At 64.0% G+C, this 26,242-nt stretch carries 24 protein-coding genes; 11 read left to right on the forward strand and 13 right to left on the reverse strand.

The features are described from left to right. Positions 1-108 precede the first annotated feature (108 nt). From ettA to ACIGJE_RS21260, 4 genes are all read right to left on the reverse strand, one after another. Positions 109-1,764: an energy-dependent translational throttle protein EttA gene (gene ettA / locus ACIGJE_RS21245; RefSeq protein WP_311941785.1), complete on the reverse strand. Its 1,656-nt coding sequence runs from the start codon at positions 1,762-1,764 to the stop codon at positions 109-111. Between the two features lie 113 nt (positions 1,765-1,877). Further along, a complete protein-coding gene (locus ACIGJE_RS21250; RefSeq protein ID WP_311941788.1) occupies positions 1,878-2,642 on the reverse strand; it encodes a site-2 protease family protein in 765 nt (254 codons plus the stop codon). A gap of 74 nt (positions 2,643-2,716) precedes the next feature. Next, positions 2,717-3,748: a transporter gene (locus ACIGJE_RS21255; protein ID WP_483678643.1), complete on the reverse strand. Its 1,032-nt coding sequence runs from the start codon at positions 3,746-3,748 to the stop codon at positions 2,717-2,719. 153 nt (positions 3,749-3,901) lie between these two features. Further along, positions 3,902-4,354: an NUDIX hydrolase gene (locus tag ACIGJE_RS21260; RefSeq protein WP_311941794.1), complete on the reverse strand. Its 453-nt coding sequence runs from the start codon at positions 4,352-4,354 to the stop codon at positions 3,902-3,904. A gap of 619 nt (positions 4,355-4,973) precedes the next feature. Between ACIGJE_RS21260 and ACIGJE_RS21265 the strand changes: the two genes are divergently transcribed. Beyond that, positions 4,974-5,270 (forward strand): hypothetical protein, encoded by a 297-nt coding sequence (locus ACIGJE_RS21265; protein ID WP_367623255.1) that lies wholly within the window; start codon positions 4,974-4,976, stop codon positions 5,268-5,270. 125 nt (positions 5,271-5,395) lie between these two features. Beyond that, positions 5,396-6,175, forward strand: a complete 780-nt coding sequence (locus tag ACIGJE_RS21270; RefSeq protein ID WP_483678644.1) for an SDR family oxidoreductase — start codon at positions 5,396-5,398, stop codon at positions 6,173-6,175. Between the two features lie 43 nt (positions 6,176-6,218). On the opposite strand, the gene ACIGJE_RS21275 is transcribed toward ACIGJE_RS21270, so the two are convergent. Next, complete coding sequence (locus tag ACIGJE_RS21275; protein WP_483678645.1) at positions 6,219-7,178, reverse strand: hypothetical protein; 960 nt, start codon at positions 7,176-7,178, stop codon at positions 6,219-6,221. Positions 7,179-7,414: 236 nt separating this feature from the next. Here ACIGJE_RS21275 and ACIGJE_RS21280 point away from each other — a divergent pair, with 236 nt between their 5' ends. From ACIGJE_RS21280 to efeO (ACIGJE_RS21300), 5 genes are all read left to right on the forward strand, one after another. Further along, a complete protein-coding gene (locus tag ACIGJE_RS21280) occupies positions 7,415-7,924 on the forward strand; it encodes a hypothetical protein (protein ID WP_415081442.1) in 510 nt (169 codons plus the stop codon). A 471-nt stretch (positions 7,925-8,395) separates the two neighbouring features. Further along, positions 8,396-9,235, forward strand: a complete 840-nt coding sequence (gene efeU / locus ACIGJE_RS21285; RefSeq protein WP_311941808.1) for an iron uptake transporter permease EfeU — start codon at positions 8,396-8,398, stop codon at positions 9,233-9,235. Then, complete coding sequence (gene efeO / locus ACIGJE_RS21290; RefSeq protein ID WP_415081440.1) at positions 9,232-10,401, forward strand: iron uptake system protein EfeO; 1,170 nt, start codon at positions 9,232-9,234, stop codon at positions 10,399-10,401. Before efeU ends, efeO (ACIGJE_RS21290) begins: the two co-directional genes overlap by 4 nt. A 13-nt stretch (positions 10,402-10,414) precedes the next feature. Next, a complete protein-coding gene (efeB, locus tag ACIGJE_RS21295) occupies positions 10,415-11,707 on the forward strand; it encodes an iron uptake transporter deferrochelatase/peroxidase subunit (RefSeq protein WP_311941815.1) in 1,293 nt (430 codons plus the stop codon). A gap of 39 nt (positions 11,708-11,746) precedes the next feature. Further along, on the forward strand, positions 11,747-12,577 hold the full coding sequence (efeO, locus tag ACIGJE_RS21300) for an iron uptake system protein EfeO (protein WP_311941818.1): 831 nt from the start codon (positions 11,747-11,749) through the stop codon (positions 12,575-12,577). A 90-nt stretch (positions 12,578-12,667) separates the two neighbouring features. Here the strand turns inward: efeO (ACIGJE_RS21300) and ACIGJE_RS21305 are convergent, their stop codons facing one another. Continuing rightward, positions 12,668-13,882 (reverse strand): hypothetical protein, encoded by a 1,215-nt coding sequence (locus ACIGJE_RS21305; RefSeq protein ID WP_311941821.1) that lies wholly within the window; start codon positions 13,880-13,882, stop codon positions 12,668-12,670. A gap of 116 nt (positions 13,883-13,998) precedes the next feature. Beyond that, positions 13,999-15,456 carry a xylulokinase gene (gene xylB, locus ACIGJE_RS21310; protein WP_415081435.1) on the reverse strand — a complete coding sequence of 486 codons (1,458 nt, stop codon included), beginning with the start codon at positions 15,454-15,456 and terminating at the stop codon, positions 13,999-14,001. 924 nt (positions 15,457-16,380) lie between these two features. On the opposite strand from xylB, the gene ACIGJE_RS21315 reads away from it, so the two are divergent. The 4 genes from ACIGJE_RS21315 (at position 16,381) to ACIGJE_RS21330 (ending at position 19,669) form a co-directional block, all read left to right on the forward strand. After that, positions 16,381-17,007 carry an outer membrane protein gene (locus ACIGJE_RS21315; RefSeq protein ID WP_415081433.1) on the forward strand — a complete coding sequence of 209 codons (627 nt, stop codon included), beginning with the start codon at positions 16,381-16,383 and terminating at the stop codon, positions 17,005-17,007. 113 nt (positions 17,008-17,120) lie between these two features. Further along, on the forward strand, positions 17,121-17,495 hold the full coding sequence (locus ACIGJE_RS21320) for a hypothetical protein (RefSeq protein WP_311941830.1): 375 nt from the start codon (positions 17,121-17,123) through the stop codon (positions 17,493-17,495). A 51-nt stretch (positions 17,496-17,546) separates the two neighbouring features. Further along, on the forward strand, positions 17,547-18,221 hold the full coding sequence (locus ACIGJE_RS21325; RefSeq protein WP_311941833.1) for a response regulator transcription factor: 675 nt from the start codon (positions 17,547-17,549) through the stop codon (positions 18,219-18,221). Then, positions 18,218-19,669, forward strand: a complete 1,452-nt coding sequence (locus ACIGJE_RS21330) for a sensor histidine kinase (RefSeq protein ID WP_367623264.1) — start codon at positions 18,218-18,220, stop codon at positions 19,667-19,669. The genes ACIGJE_RS21325 and ACIGJE_RS21330 overlap by 4 nt, the downstream gene beginning before the upstream one ends. 46 nt (positions 19,670-19,715) lie before the next feature. Here the strand turns inward: ACIGJE_RS21330 and ACIGJE_RS21335 are convergent, their stop codons facing one another. The 6 genes from ACIGJE_RS21335 to ACIGJE_RS21360 all read right to left on the reverse strand — a co-directional run bounded on the left by ACIGJE_RS21335 (position 19,716) and on the right by ACIGJE_RS21360 (position 26,166). Further along, positions 19,716-20,576 carry a hypothetical protein gene (locus ACIGJE_RS21335; protein WP_415081430.1) on the reverse strand — a complete coding sequence of 287 codons (861 nt, stop codon included), beginning with the start codon at positions 20,574-20,576 and terminating at the stop codon, positions 19,716-19,718. Between the two features lie 375 nt (positions 20,577-20,951). Then, on the reverse strand, positions 20,952-21,359 hold the full coding sequence (locus ACIGJE_RS21340; protein ID WP_415081428.1) for a hypothetical protein: 408 nt from the start codon (positions 21,357-21,359) through the stop codon (positions 20,952-20,954). 381 nt (positions 21,360-21,740) lie between these two features. Continuing rightward, on the reverse strand, positions 21,741-22,589 hold the full coding sequence (locus tag ACIGJE_RS21345) for a sugar phosphate isomerase/epimerase family protein (protein ID WP_311941842.1): 849 nt from the start codon (positions 22,587-22,589) through the stop codon (positions 21,741-21,743). Positions 22,590-22,599: 10 nt separating this feature from the next. Next, the gene (locus ACIGJE_RS21350; RefSeq protein ID WP_311941845.1) at positions 22,600-23,631 is read right to left on the reverse strand and encodes an ABC transporter permease; all 1,032 of its coding nucleotides are present in this window, start codon (positions 23,629-23,631) and stop codon (positions 22,600-22,602) included. Then, complete coding sequence (locus ACIGJE_RS21355) at positions 23,628-24,653, reverse strand: ABC transporter permease (RefSeq protein ID WP_367623268.1); 1,026 nt, start codon at positions 24,651-24,653, stop codon at positions 23,628-23,630. The genes ACIGJE_RS21350 and ACIGJE_RS21355 overlap by 4 nt, the downstream gene beginning before the upstream one ends. Then, positions 24,646-26,166, reverse strand: coding sequence for a sugar ABC transporter ATP-binding protein (locus tag ACIGJE_RS21360; protein WP_483678646.1), 1,521 nt, complete (start codon positions 26,164-26,166; stop codon positions 24,646-24,648). The genes ACIGJE_RS21355 and ACIGJE_RS21360 overlap by 8 nt, the downstream gene beginning before the upstream one ends. Between the last annotated feature and the right edge of the window lie 76 nt (positions 26,167-26,242).

Raw genomic sequence — 26,242 nt, forward strand, 5'->3', positions numbered from 1 at the left:
GCGTGCCTCCCAAAACGGCAAGAGGCGGGTCAGAAGACCCGCCCCCAAATGACTCGCAGCATCATGCGCAGAGGCAGATCGAGAGATCGGCCTGCACGTTTTTAACCCTTAGCGCGAGAACTTCTTGTACTGGATGCGCTTGGGAATGGTGGAATCGATGCCGAGGCGGCGCTTCTTGTCTTCCTCATAGGCCTCGAAATTGCCCTCGAACCACTCGACGTGGCTGTCACCCTCGAAGGCGAGGATATGGGTGGCGAGGCGGTCGAGGAAGAAGCGATCATGCGAGATGATCACGGCGCAGCCGGCATAGTTCTCCAGCGCCTCTTCCAGGGCCCGCAGCGTTTCCACGTCGAGGTCGTTGGTCGGTTCGTCGAGAAAGAGGACGTTGGAACCTTCCTTCAGCATCTTGGCGAGTTGCACGCGGTTGCGCTCACCGCCCGAGAGCACGCCGACCTTCTTCTGCTGGTCGCCGCCCTTGAAGTTGAAGGCCGAGGTGTAGCCACGCGAATTCACTTCGCGCTTGCCGAGATAGAGGATCTCGTTGCCGCCGGAGATCTCTTCCCACACCGTCTTGTTGGGGTCGAGCGCATCGCGCGACTGGTCGACATAGCCCGGCTGCACCGTATCGCCGAAGGTGATGGTGCCGGCATCGGGCTTTTCCAGGCCGAGCAGCATGCGGAACAAAGTGGTCTTGCCGGCGCCGTTCGGGCCGATCACGCCGACGATGCCGCCGGGGGGCAGCGAGAAGGAGAGATCGTCGATCAGCAGGCGATCGCCGAAGGCCTTGGAGACACCCTCGACCTCGATGACCTTGCCGCCGAGGCGCGGACCGGTCTGGATCATGATCTGGGCCGTGGTCGGGCCCTTCTCGTTGGCCTTGGCGAGCAGGTCCTCATAGGCGTTGATGCGGGCCTTGGACTTGGCCTGGCGCGCCTTCGGGCTCGCGGCGATCCACTCCTGTTCGGCGGCCAGCTGCTTCTGGCGGCTCGCTTCCTCGCTCTTTTCCTGGGCGAGGCGCTTCTGCTTCTGCACCAGCCAGGTGGAGTAGTTGCCCTCATAGGGAATGCCGCGGCCGCGATCGAGCTCGAGGATCCAGCCCGTGACGTTGTCGAGGAAATAGCGGTCATGGGTGACGATCAGGATCGCACCCGGATAGGTGCGCAGATGACCTTCGAGCCAGGCCACCGTCTCGGCGTCGAGATGGTTGGTCGGTTCGTCCAGCAGCAGGAGTTCCGGCTGTTCGAGCAGCAGGCGGCACAACGCCACGCGGCGGCGCTCACCGCCCGAAAGCGTTGAAACATCGGCATCGTCGGGCGGGCAGCGCAGCGCGTCCATGGCCTGGTCGATCTGGCTGTCGAGATCCCAGAGATTCTTGGCGTCGATCTCGTCCTGCAAGCGGGTCATCTCGTCCGCCGTCTCGTCCGAATAGTTCATGGCGAGTTCGTTGTAGCGGTCGAGGATCGCCTTCTTGGCGGCGACGCCGTCCATGACGTTCTCGCGCACGCTCTTGTTGGGATCGAGCTGCGGCTCCTGCGGCAGATAGCCGACGCGGGCGCCTTCGGCCACCCAGCCATCGCCGGTGAAGTCCTTGTCGATGCCGGCCATGATGCGCAGCAAGGTCGACTTACCCGAGCCGTTCACGCCGAGCACGCCGATCTTAGCGTCCGGGTAGAAGGACAGATGGATATTGTCGAGGACCTTCTTGCCGCCCGGATAGGTCTTGTTCAGACCCTGCATGTGGTAGACGAATTGATACGCGGCCATTGCTGCCTGCTCGAGCTTTCGTGGAAAGGGGATTGGGGCGGTGTGTAGCCGAGCGGGGGCAGCGGGGCAAGGGCGCAGCCGTAATTAGCGCGCAGCCCTGCCCGCGAATGGGGCTACCGCCAGAAGCGGAACAGATAATAGCCCAGCGCCACATAGTTCGGATAGATGTCGAACAAGGCGGCGAGCCTGTAGACCGCGTTCCAGATCGCCCCGCTGACCTGGGTGGTGAACAACAGGAACAGGAAGCCCATCATCGCGAGGGGCGCGATGGCATTGGCCTGGGCCTGCATCTCATAGGGCAGATAGGGCCGGATGATCGCAAAGCCGTCGAAGCCGGGGACCGGCAGGAGGTTGAGCACCACGGCCGAGGCCTGCAGGGCAGCGAGGAATGCCACGCCGGCCCAAAGCTGGGGCGAGCCCATCGTCTCCGGCAGGCCGATGAGGAAGGGCAGCCCCAAAGCGATCAGGCAGACGAGATTGGCCATCGGCCCGGCCAGGGCCACGAAGGCATCCCAGTGCCGGTTCTTGAGCACGGCCCGGTTGATATAGACGGCCCCGCCCGGCAGGCCGATGCCGCCCAGGATGAGGAAGAGCAAAGGGAAGCCGAAGCTGGTCAACGGGTCGGCATAGGCAAGCGGATTGAGGCTCAGATAGCCCTTCTCCACCACGGACCGATCCCCACCCCAATAGGCGGCGAGCGCATGCGCCCCTTCGTGCAGGCATAGCGAGATCAGCCAGCCCGAGACCACGAAAGCGAACACGGCAATGCCTGAATCGAACCAGCCCGTCGCCAGGCTGACGGCCGTCACCAGGAAGACGGCGAGGATCGGGAGGAAATTGGCGCTCAGGCGCCAGGGCATCGCCGCAACTCTGGACAAGGGGAACTCATTCTCAAAAAAGGTTGCCCTATTGTGGGAAGTTGCGCCTCGTTTCGCAAGGGCAGGCATGGCGCTCAGATGCGCAGCCCCGCCCCGACGCGCCGGAGGATCCAGTAGAACAACGCCGTCGCTGCCGCGCCGATCAGGATGGCGAACCAGAACCCTCCTTCCGTCTCGAGGAAGGGCAGATCCTTGGTGTTCATGCCGAAAATGCCGGCAACGAGGCTACCGGGCAGCAGCAGGGCCGTCAGGATCGAGAGGGCGCGCAGCGAGCGGTTGGTCTCTTCGGCCAGCCGCGCCCCGACCTCATCCTGCAAGAGCTTGGCCCGTTCCTGCAGGGTGAGGATGTCGTGGTCGAGCGATTCCAGCCGGTCGGCCAGGCGTTCGGCCGCAATCGGCAAAGCCGGCTTGTCGGCCTCGTCCGAACGTTCCTCCCAATCGCGCAGCACATGGCCGAGCGAAGAGAGCTGGCGGTGGACCCGGACCGTCATGCGGCGGACTTCGATCAGCCGGACCCGCTCTGTGGCGGCCATGTCCTCGACGACGCGGTCTTCGGCGGTATCGAGCTCGTCGGTCATGCCGGCGACGCGACGAGCGACCGAATCACAGAAGCGATCGATGATCGTCTCGATCAGACGGCCCGCGGCGGGCAGGTTGAGCCCCTTCTGCACGGCACGATGGATCTCCTCGACCGAACGCAGCGGATGCCGACGCCCCGAAATCACCAGCCTCTCGTTCAGCGCAAAGCGCAGGCGGCCAAGATGGTCGCTCTCCCCGCCGAGCTCGCTGTGAAAATCGGCGATGACGCCGAAGATGACGTGGTCGATCGTGTGCAGGCCAAGCGGCTCGTCCTTGGCCAGGAACAGGGCCCGCACCTGTTCGGGAACATCTTCGAAGGAAGACAGCCAATCCCGGGCGAGCCGATCGGTCAGGCTGAAATGCAGCCAGAGCCAGCCATCCTCCGCCGCCAGCGCTGCCGGCACGTCGCGCGGATCGATCGCTTCGGGCTCGTAGCCCTCGCGAAAGCGGTAGGCCCAAATCAGGCCGGCGATGGCCGCCGGCACGAAATTGACGCCCGGCAGTTGTTGCTGCTGAATACTGTCCATGGCGCCTCCGCCAAGCGGTCCACGCCTCCCCACCCGAGGCCCGAACGCCGCATAGCTTCAAGTTCAGGCAACGCCCCGCCCCTGGGATAGCCGCCTGGAATGACGGGGCTAGATCAACCATGTGACAGAGAGATGACAGTCGCGTAGCGACTGTCATGCAGGGCTGGCGACCTGCTCCAGCAGGGCGGACAGGCCAGGCTCCTCGACCAGAAGAGCGGCGTCCCCCGGGGCGAACCAGCGCACTTCACGCTCGTTCATCTCGCGCCAGACCGGCAGATGGCCGGTGACGTCGAGACGATAGACGAAGACGCGGACGAGATCGAAATGCAGATCGCGGCGCTTCCAGTAGAGATATTCGCCAACCGGTTCCTTGCCGATCTTGCCAAGCAGCCCTGCTTCCTCTTCAGCCTCGATGGCGGCAGCGCGGCAGTCCTTATGGCCCTTCATCGGCCATCCCTTGGGGATGGTCCAGCGCCGCGTTTCCCGTGTGGTCACCAGGCAAACCTCGATCTTCCCGCGCTGGATCCGCAAGGGCAACGCACCGACCTGGCGAAGCTCCGTGGCTGCAACGGGTGACTTGAGAGGATATTTGTCGACTCTGGCCATGTAACGTGAGGAAACTCCAACACTGCACTCGGCAGCTCTACTCATACCGCAAATATATCAAATATTCCTTAGCATTCGCGTGCCTTTGCACACCAACTTTGTTCTACCACTTTCGAACAAGCGCGTTTCCTCAATAGGCAACGAACTTGCGGGCAAGTTTCCAGGCGTCCTCTGACAGCTGGTCGTTCTGGTCTGACAAGACACCACATAGACCCTTATGTTGTTATTTTTTTGTCGTATGCAATCCCTTTCTCCTGCAACGATGCCGTCTTGTTGCATTGCAATAGAAACTACGGGAGGCGAACGAATAGCCGATCTGCTCTCCCTGGAGACATGTGCGTCATGTCGGTGCAATTTTGCTGTTTCATTGTGAATAACCATCATATTACCGAACAGTACAGGGTCGAATGCGGCAGCATTGTGTTGAAACTCCTCATCGCTTCGCTTATGGCGAGTGGACTGGGCGGCTTTCGATTCGGGCGAGATGTGCACAAACGCACGTCGTGCATGATGATGGCCGGCTAGGGGTTCGCCGCCGGCGCATTCTCACCTGTGCCGCAGCACCACGAAGTTTTGGGCGATCCAAAACCGACCTTCCACGGTGAGGAAAGGAAGCCCCATGAGAAAAATGTTGCTTGCCGCCGCTTTCGGCTCTCTCGCTCTCGCCCTCGCCTCCTGTGGCGGTGGCAGTTCGAGCTGCACGGTCGAGGCTATTACCCAGAAGGGCAAGGACCTGACGGAAGCCATGACCAACGCCATGAAGGATCCGGCCAAGGCTCAGGCGAACGCACAGACTTGGGCTCAGAAGGCGCAGGAGCTGCTCACCAAGGCCCAGGCTGCCCAGTCCGCCGGCGGCAAGCCGACCGACGAGCTCTGCAAGGCCTATGACGAGCTGATCGCGGCCGTCAAGAAGTAAGCCTCCTCCGGCTAGACCGGCTCGATGTGGCTCCGAGGCCCGCCTCGGAGCCTTTTTTATTGGTCAGATGAAAACGCCTGGCTGCCTGCCGGCCCAAGCGATAGCTTGATGGCGGGAGGTTCGCCATGCTCACTGATATTTTCGACCTGACGGGGCGGATCGGCCTCGTCACCGGCTCCAGCCAGGGAATCGGCTTGGCCATTGCCCGCGGACTGGCCGGCGCCGGTGCGACCGTCGTTCTCAACGGCCGCAACCAGGCCAGGCTCGATGCCGCCGCCCGCCAACTCACCGAAGAAGGCCTGACCGTGGAGACGGCCGCCTTCGACGTCACCGACCCCGCCGGCGTGGAAACGACGATCTCGGCCATCGAAGCCCGCCATGGCCGCCTCGACATCCTGGTCAACAATGCCGGCATCCAGCGCCGGGCCCCTTTCGTGGACTTTCCGCTCGACGCCTTCCGCGACGTGCAATCCACCAATGTCGAGGGTGTCTTCCTGGTCGCACAGTCCGCGGCGCGCGGCATGATCGCACGGCGTTCCGGCAAGATAATCAACATCTGCTCGGTGATGAGCGAACTTGGCCGCGCCAACATCGTGCCCTATGTCGCTGCCAAGGGCGCCGTGCGCACGATGACCAAGGCCCTGTGCGCAGAACTCGCTCGCTACAATATCCAAGTCAACGGCATCGGTCCGGGCTATATCGAAACCGAGCTCAACACGGCGCTGATGCAGGACGCTGCCTTCTCCGCCTGGGTCGAGGCGCGTACGCCGGCGGGACGTTGGGGCAAGGTCGAGGAGTTGGCCGGAGCCGCCATCTTCCTCGCCGGCAATGCCTCCAATTTCGTCAACGGCCACATCCTCTATGTCGACCTCTATGTCGACGGCGGCCTCACGGCCTGTGTCTGAGGAATCCTACGGTATCATCGCCCCGACAGCGCTGCGGCAAGAGCTATTTTCCGGACTGGGAAGAGACTGGTGCAGACTGCGACGCTGCGGCCTGCCAAGCCGCCAGCAGGACTTTGAAGTGGGCCGCCGCTGCCGCAGCCTCGCGGCCGATCTGCGGCGTCACCGTCCGAAACTCCAGCCGCGCCCGCAGGCCCCCTTCAAGGCCGAGCGTGCCGACGCAATAATGCTCGCCCGTGACCGGCAGGCCGTCCACGTCACAGGAAACCAGGAAGGGCGCAGCGGATTTGGCATCGCGTTCGAGCCAGATCCCGCCTGGATAGACGTCATAGCCGCCGTCCGGCTGGGCGGGAGGCGGCGTCCCCGCCTTGGTCAGCCGATCCTTCCAAGCCTTGAAATTGTCGAGGTCCGGGGCCTGCGTCTGGAACATGCTGTCGCCCTGGAAGGAAGCGGGTTCATAGAGCGCAATGGTGGCCAACGAGCGCAGCGCCCCGCTCGGCCGTTCCTCGCCGCGACACAGGAAGAGCGTAGCGGTATCCTCGCCCTCCTTGCAGAATTCTGCCCGCCAGTTCGCTGCCGCGCCGAAGGGCTTGTCCATCGCCTCCAGCGTGAGCACCAACGCCTTGGCCGTCACCTCGGGCTGCGAACAGGCTTTCTCCAATCCGGCCTTGGTCGAGAAATTGATCTCCTCGTCAGCTTTCTCTCCCGTCACCAGCGTCAAGGCTGGCGGACCGGAAACACGCAGGCTCGCCCTGCCGAGCTTCATCCCGATCCCCTTGCGCAGGCAGTCGGCATAGGGGGTGGGTTGTGCCGCGGGGATCGGTGCAGGAGCCTGGCCCGCCTTTACTGCGGGTACCGGCTGCGGGTTCGTCGTCTCCGCGCCCGCCATCGCCGCTTCCGCCACGGCGGAATGCGGGGCTGGGCTGTGCAGCACAAAACCGCCGACAGCCAACACCAGCCCGATCGTGCCAAGAGCCGCCAGGCCGATACGTTCGCGCGCTTCCATCGTCTCTCCTGAACCGAACGCCCCCTGCCGGGCTCGCTCATTACACCCCGCGCAATAAGGCAAAAGTGGGAGAAATGCCACCAAGGCAGCATCGCCACTCCCCAATTGACGGTCGAAAGCGTAAACATCGCGTGGGAATATCGTGGAATGGGCGTTGCCAACCGCGCGGCAGCTTCTCACATTCACCGGATGCGGCTTTCCCTGGCCCGCCGTCCGTTCGAGGATCCTGTACTGCCATGACGCTCAAGCGCCTCGTCCTCCTGCCGCTGCAGGTCCTCCTTGCGATCCTGGTGATCATCGACGAACTGGCCCGCCCGATCTACGGACCGCTGATCCGCCGCTTCGCCGCCCTGCGCCTCGTCGAAATCGGGGAGCGCGCCGTCGCAGCGCTGCCGCGTTTCGTCATCCTCGTTCTCCTCGCCGTACCTCTTGCCGTAGCCGAACCCTTGAAGATCTACGGCCTGCTGCTCCTGGGCCAGGGCCGGCTGGTTCGTGGCCTCCTCATCCTGGCCATCGCCTATCTCGCGAGCTTCCTGCTGATCGAGCGCATCTATGCCGCCGGCAAGCCCAAGCTGATGACCATAAGCTGGTTCGCCTGGCTCATGGGCCTGATCGACTGGATCCGCCGGATGTTGCTCGACTGGCTGGAAGGCACCCCGATCTGGGTCGTGGTCACCGCCGCCCGCAGCTTTGCGGCCCGCGTCGCCACCGTATTCCGGGCTGCCGTCTCGCAAAGGCGCGGGTAATCTTTCGGGCATCCGGACAAGGGGCTTCTCACCGATCCCGGAGCAAGGCGCTCCCGGCCGAATGCCTTTTCGCCCTCGCTCGTCGTAGTCGGTGCGCATTTGCGATTCTTGCAGAGGCCATCAAATCGCAAACGCACCGGCATTCGGACGGTCCATTCAAGACCGCATGGCCTTCCGCATGAGCGGGATCGTGGGCGGGTCGAATCTTCCCGCACACGCTCGCCAGCGCAGTTAGCCCGAGCGCAGCTCTCGGAGAAGACAGGATTATTTACCCGCTTTGGAATAACTCTAAAAATAGATCGGGAATTGCACAATTTAGAATTGCTATGAACTATAATTTAGAATCACTCTTATCTTTGATCCATAACGGTTTTCTGCGTCATAGCCCCTTGTTCAGCAGAATTGAACGCGTGTAATAGCTTGCCGATTGTTAATCTTGCATCGGCTGTGGGGGCGCGCAGGAACGACACAATGCTCGTACCATTTCTCATCATGCTCAGGGAGGGCATCGAGGCAGCGCTGATCGTCGGCATTGTTGCGAGCTATCTGCGTGTCACCGGGCGAAGCGCCTGGATGCCGGCCGTGTGGTGCGGCATCATCCTGGCCGTTGGCCTTTCTTTTTCCGTGTTCGTCGCGCTGCATGTCGCCAGCGCCGAATTTCCCCAGCGCACCCAGGAACTGTTCGAGGCCGTGGTCGGCCTGATCGCGGTCTGCCTGTTGACCGCCATGGTGTTCTGGATGGTGCGGGCCTCGCGCAGCATCAAGGCCGAACTGCAGCATTCCGTCGATGCCGCCCTGGCTTCATCGGACCATCAAGGCCTTGCGCTGGTCGGCATGGTCTTCCTGGCGGTCGCGCGCGAAGGGCTGGAATCGGCCTTCTTCCTGCTGGCGACCTTCGAACAGAATGTCGGCTATGGCGCGCCGCTCGGTGCTGCGCTCGGCCTCGTCTGCGCGGCCGTCTTCGGTATCGCGCTCTATTACGGCGGCGCCCGCCTCAATCTGCGCCTGTTCTTCCGCTGGACCAGCATCCTGATCATCTTCGTGGCGGCCGGCCTGGTGGCGACGGCGGTGCGCTCGCTGCACGAAGCCGGCCTGTGGAACCATCTGCAGGGCATCGCCTTCGACATCTCCGGCGTCCTGCCCGGCGACAGCACGCTCGGCACCGTGCTCGGCGGCCTGTTCGGCTATCACGACACGCCCACCCATGGCGAGGTGATCGCCTATCTCCTCTATCTCATCCCGGCGCTGTTCCTCTTCCTGATGGCGCCAACCTCTCCGTCCCCATCCAAATCGAAGGCCGCACGATCGTGACAGCCCCGCGCATCAATTATCCGGCTGTCGGGGCCGGCATGCTCGCCCTCATCGTGGCGGTGGGCGTCGGCACCTATTTCCTGGTCGCCAAGCCGCCGGGATCCGAGACGGCCAAGGCCGGCGATACCGTCGCCATCGCCGTCACGGCGACGGCCTGCGAGCCGAACGAACTGACGGTTCCCGAAGGGCGCACCACCTTCGCCATCACCAACAAGAGCAACCGGGCGATGGAATGGGAGATCCTGCAAGGCGTGATGGTGGTGGAGGAGCGCGAAAACATCGCTCCCGGCTTCACCCAGAAGCTGACCGCCAAGCTCGAGCCGGGCGACTACGAGATCGCCTGCGGCCTGCTCACCAATCCCAGGGGCAAGCTCAAGGTCACCGCGCTCGCCAATGCCCCCAAGGAGGTCAAGCCGAGCCTGACGCAGTTGATCGGGCCGCTGGCCGAGTACAAGGTCTATGTCACCCTGGAGGTCGACGACCTCACCGAAGCGACCAAGGCCTTCACCGACGCGATCAAGGCCGGCGACCTCGCCAAGGCCCGTGAACTCTATGCGCCGACCCGCCAGTCCTATGAGCGCATCGAGCCCGTTGCCGAACTGTTTTCCGATCTCGACAAGTCGATCGACGCCCGCGCCGATGTCTTCGAGAAGCTGGAGGCCGATCCGGCCTTTACCGGCTTCCATCGTCTGGAATACGGCCTGTTCAAGCAGGGCAGCACCGAGGGGCTCGCGCCTTTCGCCGACAAATTGCAGGCCGATGTCACCGAGCTGCAGAACCGGATCTCGACCCTGGTCGTACCGCCTTCCAAGATGGTCGGCGGCGCGGCCGTGCTGATCGAGGAAGTCGCCTCCAACAAGATCTCCGGCGAGGAAGACCGCTACAGCCGCACGGATCTGTGGGACTTCCAGGCCAATATCGACGGGGCCCGCAAGATCGTCGAACTGCTCGCCCCTCTGACCACCAAGGCAGATGCGGCGCGCCAGAAGAGCATCGACGACAATTTCGCCGCCGTGAATGCCATCCTTGCCAAATACCGCACGCCCGACGGCGGCTTCAAATCCTATGACACCTTGAGCCAGGACGATCGTGTGGCCCTGCAAAAGCCGGTAACGACGCTGGCCGAAAGCCTGTCGACGCTACGCGGCACGCTAGGCCTCGACTGAAGGGGAAGGAACAATGACCGACAAGACCCCCTGCCCGCCCCAACCTGACACGGACGCCCCGCGTTCTCCGGGCCGACGCTCCATGCTGCTGGGCCTCGGCGCCGCCGGCGGCGGCGCGCTGCTGGCTACCCTGCCAAGTCAGCAGGCAGCTGCGGAGGAAGCCGGTTCCACCGGCCATCTCAGCGACCGTGTGACCTATCTCGGGGCCCACCAAGCCGGCGTCACCACCGATCGCCCGCCGATGGGGTTGGTGGTCGCCTTCAACATCCTCGCCACCAAACGCAGCGATCTCGAACGCCTGTTCCGTGTCCTCACCGATCGCATCGCTTTCCTCACCCAGGGCGGCACGCCGCCGGTGATCGATCCGAAGTTCCCGCCCCCCGATTCCGGGCTGATGGGGCCCGTGGTCTCCCCGGACAATCTCACCATCACCGTGGGCGTGGGCGCCTCGCTGTTCGACCAACGCTTCGGGCTCGCCGACAAGAAGCCGCGGCAGCTGATCAAGATGCCGCAATTTCCCAACGACGCGCTGTCGGCCGAACTCTGCCACGGCGATCTGATGATCCAGATCTGCTCCAACACCACCGACAGCAACCTGCATGCTCTGCGCGACATCGTGAAGAACACGCCGGATCTGCTGATGGTGCGCTGGAAGCAGGAAGGCTTCGTGCCGCCGCCGCGCGCGACAGGCGAAACCCAATCGGCACCGCGCAACCTGCTCGGCTTCAAGGACGGCACGGCCAATCCCGACCACAAGGACGAGGCCGAGATGAACCGCCTGGTCTGGGTCCAGCATGGCGCCACGGAGCCTGCCTGGGCGACCGGCGGCAGCTACGGCGTGGTGCGCATCATCCGCAATTTCGTGGAGCGCTGGGACCGCACGCCGCTTGGCGAGCAGGAAGCCATCATGGGCCGGCACAAGCCGAACGGCGCACCGCTCGGCATGAAGGTCGAAGCCGACATCCCGAGCTATCACGACGATCCGGAAGGCAAGCGTACGCCTTTGGACGCCCATATCCGCCTTGCCAATCCGCGTACGGCGGACTCGCGCAGGAATCTGATCCTGCGCCGTCCCTTCAACTATTCCAACGGCATCACCAAGTCGGGCCAGCTCGACATGGGACTGCTCTTCATCTGCTTCCAGTCCGATCTGGATGCCGGCTTTGCCACGGTCCAGCAACGCCTGAACGGCGAACCGCTGGAGGAATACATCAAGCCAGTCGGCGGCGGCTACTTCTTCATCCTGCCCGGCATTCCCGACAAGACAGCCTTTCTCGGCCAGTCCCTGCTGGCAGAGACCGCGTGAACGATCCTTCAACCTTGAACTGAAGAGAGAGAGAACCCCATGACACATCTCAAATGGCGCATGCTGCTGGGCGCCGCGATTATCGGTCTTGCCACGACCGCCAGCGCCAATGCGCCGGCCGTCTCCCCGCTGGACCTGGTCCAGCCCGTGGCCGACTACAAGGTCTATATCAGCAAGGGCGTCAAGAAACTGGTGGAAGACACCGCCAAGTTCACGGCTGCGGTCAAGGCCGGCGATCTCAAGAAGGCCCAGGCCCTCTACGCCCCCACCCGCTTCCACTACGAGATGATCGAGCCGGTCGCCGAGCTCTTCTCCGATCTCGACGGCAGCATCGATTCGCGCGCCGACGATCATGAGAAGAAAGAGGCCGACGATGCCTTCACCGGCTTCCATCGCCTTGAATATGGCCTGTTCGAAAAGAAGAGCACCGAGGGTCTCTCCAGCTTCGCCGACAAGCTGAACACCGATGTCGCCGAACTGCAGAAGCGCATCGCCGGCCTCACCATTCCGCCCGAGAAAATGGTGGGCGGTGCCGCTGCGCTGATCGAGGAAGTCGGCGCAACCAAGATCACCGGCGAGGAAGATCGCTACAGCCACACCGATCTGTGGGACTTCAAGGCCAATATCGACGGCGCCCGCAAGATCGTCGATCTCCTGCATCCGCTGACGGTCAAGGCCGACAAGGACCTGTCCAAGAAGATCGGCACGAATTTCGAGACGGTCGAGAAGATCCTGGCCAAGTACAAGACCAAGGACGGCTACGAGACCTATGACAAGCTGACACCTGAGGACCGTACGGCCCTGCAGGGTCCGATCACCACGCTGGCGGAAGATCTTTCCAAGCTGCGCGGCACGCTCGGCTTGAACTGAAATCCAGAGCGGAATGCTCTGTCGGGCGGCGGGCCTTCGGGCCCGCCCATCGCTCGCGGCTAGAGGCTGTTGTGAACCATGACAGCCTCTCTATCTGTCGATCAGTTCGATCGAGCGGGTCAATGTGACCTTGCGATCGCCGACATTATCCTTGAGCAGGACGTCGATGCGATAGGGGCCAGGCTTGTCGTTCGGCTCGAAATGAACGGACAGGGTCGAGCGGCTGTCGACCAGGTTGAAGCGGCCGCCAACCTTTTCCTTGAGCGCCGTCACGTCCTGCTGCGCCGAACGGGGATCGACTGAGCCGTCGGGCCCGGTCACCTTGATGTCGTAGCTCACATTCGCAGAAAGATCCTCCTGCAGGGCCATGCCGGAAAACAGCACGGTCACGCCGATGGTATCGCCGCGGCGTGCCTGGGGCATCGTCCCGGTCAGAACCGCCGCCTCAGGGACGTCACCATTCGCTCCTGACTTGTCGGGCAGCTTGAGCATGGCGATGCTGCCTGAAAAATCACCGTCGCGGTCGGGGGCAGGCTTGAAGATCTGGCTTCTACTCGCCAACAGGGCGTCGAGCGCCTGCTTGTAAGGGCCCGAAGCTTCTACGGCCCGCCGCCGCAGATAGCGTTCCAACACCTCATGCTGGCGCAGATTATAGGCGAGGCCTTGCGCAGCATTGATGCGGATCGACTTGTCGAGCTCGTTGCTGCCGGTCAACGCCCTGCCCGGATCGAGCGCGTCGACCAAGGTTGCGAGGAAACCCGGATTGCCGGTTGCAAAGAAGGCCCCCCATTTGAGATCCATCTCCACCGGCCGGCTTGGCGCCAGCGTGTAGAGATTGCCGGGCTTGTCCCTGAGAAAGCCGGGCTCCTCGTGGAAAAGCGAAGCAATCAGATCGGCATTGCCCGACTGCCACAACGCGAAGATGAGGACCGACTTGCTGTCGGCCGGATAGTCGGCGCCGGCCCCGATCCAGCCGCCCACGCGGGCGCGGTTCTGCAGGAACAGCATGGAGAAAAAGCCGGCCAGTGTCGCACGCGAGAGACCGGTGCCGGCGATCGTTTGCGAGTTCCTCATGGCAGCGAGCATGTCGGGCACCGCCGCAGGATCTTTGCGCACGTAGAAGAAGACGATGCTCTCGGCGAGCTTGAAGGCGGCTGCACTCGGCAGGGCCTTGGCCGGTGGCGGAGAAGACGGCTGGGGTGGCAATGCCGGCGGCGGCGGTGGTGAAGGCGATGCGTCCTGCGCCGCAGCAGGAGCAAGGCAAAGGCTCATCAGAACGGACGCGAGCAGCAAAGTGCGTGTCAACGGAATTGCCATCCCTACGGCGCCGCGGAATTGGGCGCCTGTTCCAGACCAACTTACGGTACAAGACGGCAAAATTGCGCTCGCCCCGGCGCAAAATACCTCTGCGATATAGCCTTTCAGGCAGTCGCCGATCGCAGCGCCGGATAGAGCCCGCGCCAACGGGCCAGGGCCTCGACATAGGCCGGGGCCAGCACGGGGTCGGGCTCGATCGTCTCGACGCGGTGCGGCGGGGTGCAGACCGCCAGCGGATCCTCGCCAAAGACGGCCAGACGCGCCAGGCGCGCCGCGCCGAAAGCCCCGCCGGTCTCGCCATCGGCCAGGCGGTAAACCGGAAATCCCAGCACATTGGCGAGGATTTCGAGCCAGAAGCGCGAGCGCGAACCGCCACCGATCACGTCGGCGCCGGCAATGTCGGTTCCCGCTGCCGCCAGGGCATCGCGACAATCGGCGAAGGCGAAGGCAACGCCTTCCAGCACGGCCTGCACCATCGCTTCGCGTCCGTTCTCATGGGCGAGGCCGGTAAAGGCGCCGCGGATGACGGTGTCGTCATGCGGCGTCCGCTCGCCGGAAAGATAGGGCAGGAACTGCACCGGCGACGGCGCCACGGGTTTGTCGCCGAGCGGCGCCAGCAAGGCGCTCTCCTTGGTCTGCAGCACGCCGGCGATCCAGGCGAGACTGGAGGCAGCCGAGAGAATCACGCCCATCTGGTGCCAGGTCTTCGGCACGGCATGGCAGAAGGCGTGCACGGCATGGGCGGGATTGGGCAGGAAGCGATCGGTGGTCGCCCACAGCACGCCCGAAGTGCCGAGCGAAAGAAAGGCCGAGCCCGGCCTGATGGCGCCAAGGCCCACCGCGCCGGCAGCATTGTCTCCGGCACCGCCGGCAAACAAGGGGGCCTTGGCCATGCCCCAACGCGCCACGAGATCGGCCCGAAGGCGACCGGCAGGCTCGGAGCCCTCGACTAGGCGCGGCATGGCCTCGCGCGACAGGCCGGTGGCGGCAAGCGCCGCATCCGACCAGTCCCGCCGGCCGACATCCAGCCAGAGCGAGCCCGCCGCATCCGACATTTCCTCGATCGCCTCGCCGGTCAGGGCCAGGCGCACATAGGCCTTGGGCAACAGGACGAGGCGCGTCGCGGCAAAAATCGCCGGTTCGTGGCGGGCGACCCACAGTAATTTGGGAGCCGTGAAACCCGGCATTGCCTTGTTGCCGGTCACCGCACGCAGATCAGGCCATCTGGCCTCCAGTTCCGCACATTCGGCATGGGATCGGCCGTCATTCCACAAGATCGCAGGCCGGAGCGGCTGATGGTCGGCCCCGAGCAGCACGGCACCATGCATCTGGCCCGACAGGCCGATGCCCTCGACGGCGGCGATCTCCTTGGGGTGGGTCGCCTTCAGGGCATCGACGGCCGATATCACCGCCTCGACCCAGGCCTGTGGCGCCTGTTCGGAAAAACCGGGATGGGGCCGCTGCACCGTGAGCGCGACGTCGTGGCTGGCAACGACGCGCTGTTCGCCATCTGCGAGCAGCGCCTTGACCGAAGACGTGCCGATATCAAGCCCTAGAAACACGTATTCCTCCGAAGAATTATTCGAATCGATCATGCGCCAGGCTGGAAAGCCGGGGCAAGCCCCCTCCTGCGGAAACTGCGCGCGGATACGGGCGCGGGGCGTCGAACCGCGAGTTTCACGGCCGTGTCACTGCGCCTGACCTATGCAAGGGGCTCGTGGACCCCGACTTCCATCAGGGGCTGTAGACGGCGACGCCATTCGCCGTCCTGGCCAGGGCACCTACGCTCTACAGCCCCTGATGCTTTTTTTGTCGTACGGTGGGGTGAACACGATGCCGATATCCTCCTCTGACAACATCGGCGCTTGCCTCTGATTCAATGGCCCGTCCTCGCACTCGACATGGGACTGGCTGAGGCGTGCGGGCTTGGACACAACCTGACGGCCGCGCATCGGCGGGCGGAAAGACGGCTCGCGCATGAACCGTGCACCGAGCCGATGGGAATTGCACCAAGCGCACGGGTCCGCTCCCACAATTCGTACGACAGGGCGAACGACCTTCTGACGGATACAAGCCGGAATAATGATTTTATGAAATATTCGTGAATAATAATTGAATACACCTACAGATCCTAAAATAATTCAAAAGATTTACTAGCGCAATGTGGACGTAATGTTCGCCTGCATGATGGCCCATGTCTTTCAGGTGCTCGAATCGAGACAGGTGAGATGAGGCGAACCACCATTGGTCGTTTCCTCCTCTGACGCCGAGCGCTGCAACGCCTGGCTGCGGTACGTCCCTGTGATTCTTACCGATGCCGGTGCGTCGCAGGGCGTTGTGATCTCGGCAAACCGTCACCACCAGCGAAAGACAGCCCGAAGGGGCCGCTCCCTTAGCGGAGACACGGCTCCGGACCTGACAATCCGCGCACCGGCTCGCCGTGGCAATTGCCGCGCAGCAGTCGGCGCGTGCAGTGGAGTAGACACGTGCGTACGCAATTGCTCATCCCCCTCGCAGCAGGCCTGTTGGCCCTCGCCGTGACCGGCTGCGGCCCTGCCTGGGCCGAGGACTATTACGACACTTCCCCCCGCTACGCGCCGCCCCCGTCCTTCAGCGGCTCCTATGTCGGCGTGCATGCCGGCGCAGCGTCGGCCAAATCGGCCAACCCCTTCGCCAAGGGCAACAGCCTCCAATTGGGCCTCCAGACGGGTTACGACATGCGCCTTGGCCCGGCGGTCATCGGCGCCGAAGTCGAGGGGTCCAATCTCGGTGGCGCCGAGCGGCGGGCGCGAGGCGGCAAGATCAGGGAAAAATGGCGGGCCGCGCTGAAGGGCCGGGCCGGCATCGCCCTCGATCGCACCTTGCTCTACGGCACGGCCGGCTTCGCCTTCACCAAATTCGAGGGCACCGGCGGCGCCCGCGTCAGGGACGGCTGGAAGACCGGCTATCTGATGGGCGCCGGCGTCGAACAGGCCTTCTCCGACAGGGTCTCCTTCAAGCTCGAATACAATTATGTCCGTACCCCCGGCCTGAAGACGCGTTCGTCCTTCGGCCATGCCAAGGAAGACATCGGCAGCCACGCTTTGAAAGCGGGCCTCAACTACCGATTCTAGGGATCGCTGTTGGGGTCCCCGACCGGATCCGGCGCCAGGCCGGATCCGGTCGGCCCCTCGTAATGTCGGCGCAATCTTCAGCTTCTAGAGCCAAATACAGTCTGGAATCATCAATGTCTTTTCATCGCGCTTTCGCAGTCGCGCTCGCCGCAGGCCTTCTCCTATTGGCGGGTTGCGCTTCCGCCGTCATGAAGAACTATGTCGGTGGCCCGGTTGAAACGGTGATGCTGGACTATGGGCCGCCGACCAGCATACTCGATCTCGGCCCTGGCCAGCGCGCCTACCAGTGGCGCAAGGTTTCCACCAATGTGGTGCCCGGCAGCGCCAGGAGCGAAGTCCGCCGGACCCGGCGAGGCACCGACGTCGAAACCACGGAAACGCCCGGCTATGTCGAGCGACAGGAATGCTTCTATACCTTCTACGCCCGCGCCGCAGGCGAGCGCTGGCTCATCACGAATTTCCGCAAGCCAAGCCTGGAATGCGAGTGATCCGGGCTCGTTGTCGAGACCGGCGCGAACTGAAGACGGACGAAGGGTCCCATGCGCATCCTGCTGATCGAGGACGAACCGGAAATGGCGTCCGTGCTCAAGACGGCCCTGGAACGCCAGGACGTCGTGGTCGACCATGCCTCGAACCTGGCCGATGGCGAGGCAATGGCCCGCATCGGGTCCTATGACGCCATCGTGCTCGATCGTCGCCTGCCCGACGGCGAAGGCCTGACCTTGATCCCGCGCCTGCGCGCCCTGCATGTCGAGGCGCCGGTCATCGCCCTCACCGCCATGAGCGGCCTGCAGGACCGGGTCTCCGGGCTCGACGCCGGTGCCGACGATTATATGGGCAAGCCCTTCGCCACCGAGGAACTGGTCGCTCGCCTGCGCGCCCTGCACCGCCGCCCCTATACGTTGCGGGCCGACCAGGCCGTCGTCGGCCGCCTCACCTATGACTTCCGCCATCGTGAGGCGCTGATCGACGACCAGACGCTCGACCTGCCACGGCGTGAGCGCCTCGTCCTGGAAACGCTGATCCGCCGACCGGGACGCACCATCATGCGCAGCGCGCTGGAGGAAGCTGTCTACGCCCTCGACGACGAGATCGGCTCCAACGCGCTCGATGCGCATATTTCCCGCCTGCGCCGCAAGCTGGACGACCTCGCCGCCGGCATCGAGATCCGCGCCATCCGCAATCTCGGCTATCTCCTGCGGGCCGCCTCATGAAGCAGGCGCGAGCGCGCTCCCTGCAATGGATCCTGGTGCGGCGGCTGATCCTGCTGCAGGCGGCGATGCTCGTCTTCTTCATCGTGCTGTTCATCACCGCGCTCTCGGTCGCCAATCCCCAGCTCATGGTCGACAACGAGGCGGCGGTTGCCGCGATCACCAGTGCCATCGACCGCGACAAGGACGGCAAGCTCATCGTCAGCGACACCAAGGAACTGGCCGACTTCCGTACCGAATATCCCTATGTCTGGTACATCATCCGCGACCAGTCGGGACAGAGCCTGCGCATCGGCTCGGTTCCGGCTGACTATGATCGCGATCTCGGCGACCTGCTGCGGGCGGTCGATCACGCCAATATCGGCTTCGCCGGCAAGGAAGAGGGCCGGGAAATGCGCCCGGAAGCCTATGTGCAGAAAGTGGACACCAAGGCCGGCCCGGTCCAGATCGTCACCTCCACCCTGCATTCGCGGGCCGAAGCGGACGGCTTCATCATCAACGTGACCGCCACCGTCGACATGGCCCGCAATCCCGACGGCAGTGCCAATTGGGCCCGGGTCCTCCCGGGCATCGTCGTGGGCCTTGCCATCTTCCTGGTGCCGATCATCGTCGTCATGGGCGTGACCACATTGGTGACGACGCCCGCCGTGGTGCGCCGCTCCCTGGCCGGCCTGGTCGGCACCGCCAACGAGGCCGCGCGCATCGATGTCAGCACGCGCGCCATGCAATTGCCGGTCGAGAACGTGCCCCAGGAGATCGTGCCGCTGGTGCATGCGTTCAACCAGGCATTGGCCCGCCTCGCCCAAGGCTTCGACCGTCACAACCGCTTCCTGACCGATGCCGCCCACGAGCTGCGCACACCGATCGCCATTCTGCGCACGCGGGCGGAATTGTTGAAGGAAGAACCGCAGAGCCTGCGGCTGAGGCAGGACATCGAGCGCCTCTCGCATCTGGCCCAGCAACTGCTCGACCATCAATTGCTCGATCGCCCCGCCAACCACCGGCAGGCGGTCGACCTTGCCGAACTCGCCGGCCGCGTCGCCGCCGACTTTGCGCCGCTCGCGATCGAGGCCGGCTACGACCTGGCCTTCGAACCGCCGCACGGCAAGGTCGAGGTCGAAGCCAATGTGCTGCAGATCGAGCAGGCTCTCGCCAACATCATCCGCAATGCCATCGAGCATGGCGGCGGCCATGGCACCATCACGGTGGCGGTCGACGCAGCCGGTGGCCTGGAGGTGCGCGATGAAGGGCCCGGCATCCCGGCCGAGGAGCATAGGAACGTGTTCGAACCCTTTTATCGCCTGCATCCGCTTTCGCGCGGCGCCGGACTCGGGCTGAATCTCGCCCGCCAGATCGCGCAGCTGCATGGCGGCAGCATCGCGATCGTCAACGGCTCCTGGAAAGGAGCTCACGTGCGGATCGAGCTTCCGCCGCTCCGCGCGGCGGCCTGAGGCAATACCCGTTCGGCATACCGGGGCCTGGCCAATCGCAGAGCGATCAGCGCCCGTCTTCGCTGGCAACGACGCCGAGTACCGGCAGGACCAGGCGCGGTAGCTCATGCGCCACGGTCTTCACGAACATGTTCTCGATCTTCATGGCCTGGATGGGCCTCATCGCTTCCGTGCTATAGATCTTCGCGATCTCGTCGATACTCTGGTAGATCTTGGTACTGGCCGCCTGCACCGTCCTGTCCATGTAGCGCAACTGCCCGATCGGCGTTCGATAGGCATAAAAGGCATGGTAGCTCATCGAGCCGGAGCGTTCGAATTCCACAATGACCATCACCACGCTGCCATCGTGTCCGACCATACGCGCGACGTCCTGCTCCGCCTTGATGACACGGATGGCGCCGCAACGCGCACCGAGCCGAGTCAGCATCCTCTCCATCCCCTGCATGGAAAGGCCGCCGAGCGCACCGATGTCGAGGCCGGCCGCCTTGGCAAGGTCGTCCACGGTGACGAAGAGCTTGCCGTCGACCTTGGCGCCGATCTGCGTGAGGGCCTTGGCCGAAGCAACCCAGGCGCAGATGCCGGCATTCGGATTGATGTCGACGATGAGCTTGGCCATGATCGCGCCCTTGACGGAGCGGACCATCTGGGCCGCCTTGCCTACCGGCAGGATCGCGAGGAGCCGCAGCCCATCCTGCCCGGCGCCGGCCGCCGTGCCCTTGGCGAGCCCATCCCCAAGCCGCAAGACGTCAACGAAACCGGCACCGAACGTCATCAGGGCCTTGGTACCGGCCCCCACGATCATCGCGCCTTGGCTGTAGTTTGAATCCTCGACCCACTTGTCCAGGATCGCTTCGGATTCCTTCTGCTGCTGGCTCCACCAATCCGCGAGCTCAGTGAACTTCCACATGGAACCTCCGTGCACAATCGCTTGCGCGAGAGGCCTTGCCGCCGCGCCGATCCCGCCGAGATATAGGTTCGGGCATACCGGGCCACAGTTCCCTGGAGAACCGCAAACCCCAAGCAACGCGCCGAAAAATGAAGAGAGGTTTCGGCCAGAACGATATGACGGCATAGGCCTATGCCGCTGGCCCAATGCCGAAACCGGCGCGACGCGGGAGCGACGCAGCGCTTCACAAAGCGGAAAAACTCGGGAAACACCCTTCCGCTATAGTGCCATCCTTCACACGGGAAGGTGCGGGACCTTGACCATCGCAGCCATGCTCTTCGTCATGCTGGCATTGCTGGGCCTCATCTATGTCACCTTCGACATCTGAGGAGGCCATTAGTCCAGCACTGCCAGACAGCCGACGATCCCCATGAGAATGGCCGCAGAGAGCATCAATACGGTCTCGGCCAGGTTGTCCCGGCCGGCGAGACGCTCCAGCCAGACTGGTCCGGCGGCTCCGGCGATGGTCTCGTCGCATGGCAGCAAGCCCGTTTGCCGCAGCGGCTCGCCACAGCCGAGACCGATCAGCAGATCGGCCGCCGTCGTATGGAGATGGGCGGAAAGCCGCGTGGCCATGGCCGGTCGCAGGTCGCGTTGCCCGTGGACCCAGGCATCGATATCGCCCGCATTCACTCCGGCACGGCGTGCAAGCGAGGCGGCGTCCACCCCGGCTGTCGCCATGGCCGCCGCCAGACCATTGGGGCGAGGCATGCGATCGAAACTCGGCTTGATCGGATCCAACATCGCGCAGCCGCCTCCGATCAAGCGTGACCGGGAGGGGTCCTTGCCTGCGAGTTGGGCCGGCGGCCGTCCAGACAATCGTCGTGTGCGAGATATTGAGACGATCTACAAAGGCCGAGCAAAGCTGCATCGGCGATGGGATAGGGACACATGGCCTGTCTTCCACGATGACACCTTCCGGCATAGGGCGCGAATCACCCTGAAACCTTCGATGTTTCCCCTATCGCTCGCCCATATTGCACGGACATTGCGTCCCCTCCGTCCGGCTGCCAACCGGTCGACATGGCTTCCGCCGGTAGGGCATGCCCCCTCATGCCGGACAAACAAAAATCCTCCGACCCATGGAGGCCGGAGGATTTTTGTTGGCCGAACCGGCAGACGGGTTCAGATCAGGCCGTATTGCTTGGCCTTGTTGCGCAGGAAGGGCAGGCCCTCCGCCAGGATCTCCTCGCGGCTGTTGGCGACGGGGCGCCAGACCGACAGGGCGGAAGCGAGCTGCGGCGGCATATGGATGAAACTCTCCATGGCCATGCCACCCTTGAAGCCGATGCCGGCCAGACCCGCGAACACCTCATCCCAGGCGATCGTGCCAGTGCCGGGGACACCGCGGTCGCTCTCGGACAGGTGGATATATTTGAGATGCTCTCCGGCCTTGAGGATACCGTTGGCCTGGCCCTTCTCCTCGATGTTCATGTGGTAGGTATCGAGATGGAGGAAGACGTTGGGCGCGCCGATGCGTTCGATGACGCGGACCACCTGCTCGGTGGTGTTCATCATGTGGTTCTCGTAGCGGTTGACCGCCTCCAGCCCGAGTTCCAGGCCGAGCGTACGGGCATGGGCGGCCGCCTTGTCCATCACCTTGACGACCGCGTCATATTCGGCCTCGGTCGGCGGGTTGCCGGTGCGCTCGCCGATCGAACCATAGACGACGCCGGACAGAGCCTTGGCACCGATCTCGGCAGTCTTGTCCAGCGCCAGGGTGAGGAATTCCAGCGCCTTGTCCGGATTGTTGGTGGGGCGGGAGTCGTTGGGCAGGCCGAGCGAGCAGACCGCATCGACGCCGTGCTTTTCCAGGAGAGCCCGGGTGTGGCCGGTATCGGCCTTGGCCGGCTCCAGCAGGGCGATCTCGACGAAGGCCAGCCCGTATTTGGCTGCCTCCGCGATCGACAGCTCCGCCGCCTCGCGGGTCCAGCTATGCGACCACAGGCTGGTGTGAATGCCGAAGCCCTTCATGGCAATATCCTCAATGTGTTGGCTTTTGGGTGAAGAGAGACTGGAGGAACTCGCGGGCCCAGACCCAGCGCAGGATCATGACCGCCAGCAGGAAGGCGCCCCACATCGCCGTGGCCAGATGCTGGTTGGCGCCGAGCAGGTTCAGGCCGGAGGCGATGACCTGCAGGATGATGAGGGCGATCACCACCGGGATCACCCGCCCGAACCCGCCGAAGGGATCGACGCGGCCGAGGAAGCAGGCAAGCACGGTAATCAGGAGATAGGCCTCGCCATGGCCGACACGCACCGAGTTGAAGCGGGCGAGCATCACCACGCCGGCAATGCCGCACATTAAGCCGGACAGCGTGTAGATCAGCGTTACCGACCGGCGGGTATCGATGCCGGAATAGCGCGTCGCCTCGATGTTGGAGCCGATCATGCGGGTGGCGAAACCGAGCCGGGCCCGCGTCATCACCACATGCCAGAGCAGGGCCGCCGCGGCGAGGATCCAGAGCGGCACGGGAATGCCGATCAGCGTGCCGTGGCCGATCTCGCGCACGAAATCGGGAAAGCCCGATATATCGCCGCCATGGGTGAGGAATTCCCCGAGCCCACGCAGGAAGATCATCATCGAGAGCGAGACGAGGATGGGATGGGCGCCGGTATAGGCGATGATGATGCCCATCAGCCAGCCCGCCGCCGCGCCGGTAATCAATGCCGCGGCCACCCCGAGGACGAAGGCGCCGACGCCGGCATCCACCCCGCCATAGGATTGCAGCACCCAGGCCATGGCAAGGCCGGCGATATTGGCCGTGAAGGTCGCCGCCAGATTGAAGCCGCCCGAAATGATCGGCATCAGCATCGCCAGGGTCAGCAGCCCAAGTTCGGGCAGCTGGAAGGCGATGGATGAGAACGTCGTGGCCGTGAAGAAGCGATCGGTGCTGAAACTCAGCGCCGCCACCACCAGGACGAGGAAGCCGATCAGGCCGGCAATGTCACTGCTCAGCAGGTTCGCGAAACCGGACTTGCCGGCCTGATTGGAGGTCGATGTCGGTGTCGTCATGCCGCCCTCCGGGCTGTGGGCGCGCGCCGGGACCCGGCTTTCATGGATCCGATCAGCCGCGCGACACCGTCGCTCGACAAAGTGATGGCGATCAGGATGATGGCGCCGATGATCATCTTGAAGGCATAGGGCGTGATGCCCAGCAGGTTCAGGCCGTTCTCGGTGATGGCGACCAGGAAGATGCCGAGAATGGCTCCGAGCAGCGTGCCCCTGCCCCCGCCGAGGCGGGCGCCGCCGAGCACCACGGCGGCGAGAACGTCGAGCTCGCGGCCATAGAGCGCGTTGGGCACCACTTCCTGCGCATAATGGGCCTGCATCAGCCCGGCAATACCGGCCATCAGGCCGAGCCAGCCGAAGGCGAGATAATGCATGGCGCCGATATTGATGCCCACCCGCCGCGCCGCCTCGGGATTGTCACCCATGGCGTAGAGCTGGCGGCCCGGCGTGGTCCTGCGCAGCAACAGCCAGGTGGCGAACACGCAGAGCGCCATGACGGCGACGGGCAGCGTCAATTCGGCCGAGCCGTCGCCCGTCGCAACGCTGAACAGCACGATGCGGTCCGTCAGCCAGTCCGGCAGGTCGTAAAGCGAGACGCCGCCGGTGAGGAACATCAGCGTGCCGAAGAAGAGGTTGAAGGTCGCGATCGTCACCACGATCGAGACGATGCGGAAATGATAGATCAGCGCGGCGTTGAAGGCGCCGAGCAGGAAGCCGAAGCCGCCGGCGACCACCAGGCCGACGGCCCAGTTGCCGCCACCCAGATGCATCACCGTCAGCGCTGTGAGGTACTGCACCACCGAGGCACCGACGGCGAAGGAAATATCGATGCCGCCGGCGATCAGAACCACCAGGAGGCCGGCGGCGAAGATCACGTTCACCGCCGAGGTGTTCATCAGGTCGAACAGGTTCGACAGGGTGAAGAAGGTGTCGGTGGTGAGGGCAAGGCCCGCGACGAGGGCCAGGATCACCAGGATGAGCCAGCGCTCGGTGGCGCCGATCGGCCAGTTGCGTTTGTCAGGCATGCACATCCTCCTCGATCTTGTCGATGGACACTTCGCCCGGAATGTATTCGTCGATGATGCGACCATCGCGCATGTGCAGGATGCGATCCGCGTTGAAATAGACTTCGGTGATCTCGTCGGAAATCAGCAGGATGGCCATGCCTTCCTGCGCCAGCCGGTGGATGATGGCGAAAATGCCGGCGCGGGCACCGACATCGACGCCAACCGTGGGCGAATCCAGGATCAGCAGCTTCGGTTTGGTGGCCAGCCATTTCGCCAGCACCACGCGCTGCTGGTTGCCCCCGGACAGGGTCGACACCGCATTGTCGGGATTGGAGACCTTGATGGCGAGGGCCTTGACCCAGTCATCGACCAGCGATTTGCGCCGGGCCGGCGAAATCAGCCGGAAGAGATCGAGCAGCCTGTCCAGCACGGTGACGGCCGTGTTGTCGCCGATCGACTGCGGCTGGACCAGGCCAAGCTGCAGGCGATCTTCCGAGACATAGGCGATGCCGGCGTCGATGGCGGCCCGGTTGGAGGCAAGCGACAAGGCCTTGCCCTCGAGACGAATGCTGCCTGAACTCGGCCGGGTCAGGCCGAAGAGCGACAGGGCGAGTTCGGTGCGCCCCGCCCCCAATCGCCCCGTCAGGCCCAGGACCTCCCCGCGCCGGACCGTGAGGCTGATATCCTCATAATCGCCCGGCCGCGTCAGTTTCTCCACCTGCAAGACCACAGGCGAAGCGGAATGATCGCGCGCCTGCACGGCCTGGTCGAAGGTCTTGCCGGTCATCAGCTCGGTCAGGCGGGTCTGCGTCATGCCGGCTGTCGGATAGGTGCCGACATAATGGCCGTCGCGCAGCACGGTGACGCGGGTGCAGACATCGAGCACCTCGGCCAGGCGATGGCTGACGAAGACCACGGCGATACCGTCGGCCGACAGGCGCCGCACGATCACCAGCAGCGCATCGGTTTCCGCCTGGCTGAGTGAGGCGGTGGGCTCATCCATGAAGACCAGCCGGGCGTCGGCCACCAGGGCACGAGCGATCGCCACGATCTGGCGTTGGGCGATCGAAAGCGTGCGCACGGGCGCATCGAGATCGAGTTCGACACCCAGCCGGTCCAGGATGCGCCGCGCATCCGCCTTCATGGCCGCATAGTTGACCAGGCGCGGGGCGCCGCCGAGATTGCGTTCGAAGGCAATGTTCTCGGCCACCGCCATTTCGGGAAAGAGTGCCAGGTCCTGCCAGATGACCTGGATGCCCAGAGCCCGGGCGCGCGCCGGACTGAGGCCGTCTATGGTGCGCCCATCGAACAGCATCTCGCCGCCCGGTTCGGGGCGATAGACGCCGCTGATCAGCTTGATCAGCGTGCTCTTGCCGCAGCCATTCTCGCCGGCAAGACACAAGACCTCTCCGGGGAGCACCTCGAAGGAGACGTTTTCGAGCGCACGCACGCCCCCGAAGCGCTTGGAGATGTTGCGCAGGAAAAGCAGCGGCGTCGCAGGCGTATCGGTGATTGCGGCTGTGGCGGCCATGACGGTCTCCCGGCCAGGAGGGAAGGATTGAAGCGAAACGCCGGCGCGCCGAGCCGGCACCCCCAAATAATGGAGC

This window comes from Labrys sp. E2SS-1L (genome assembly GCF_057073705.1).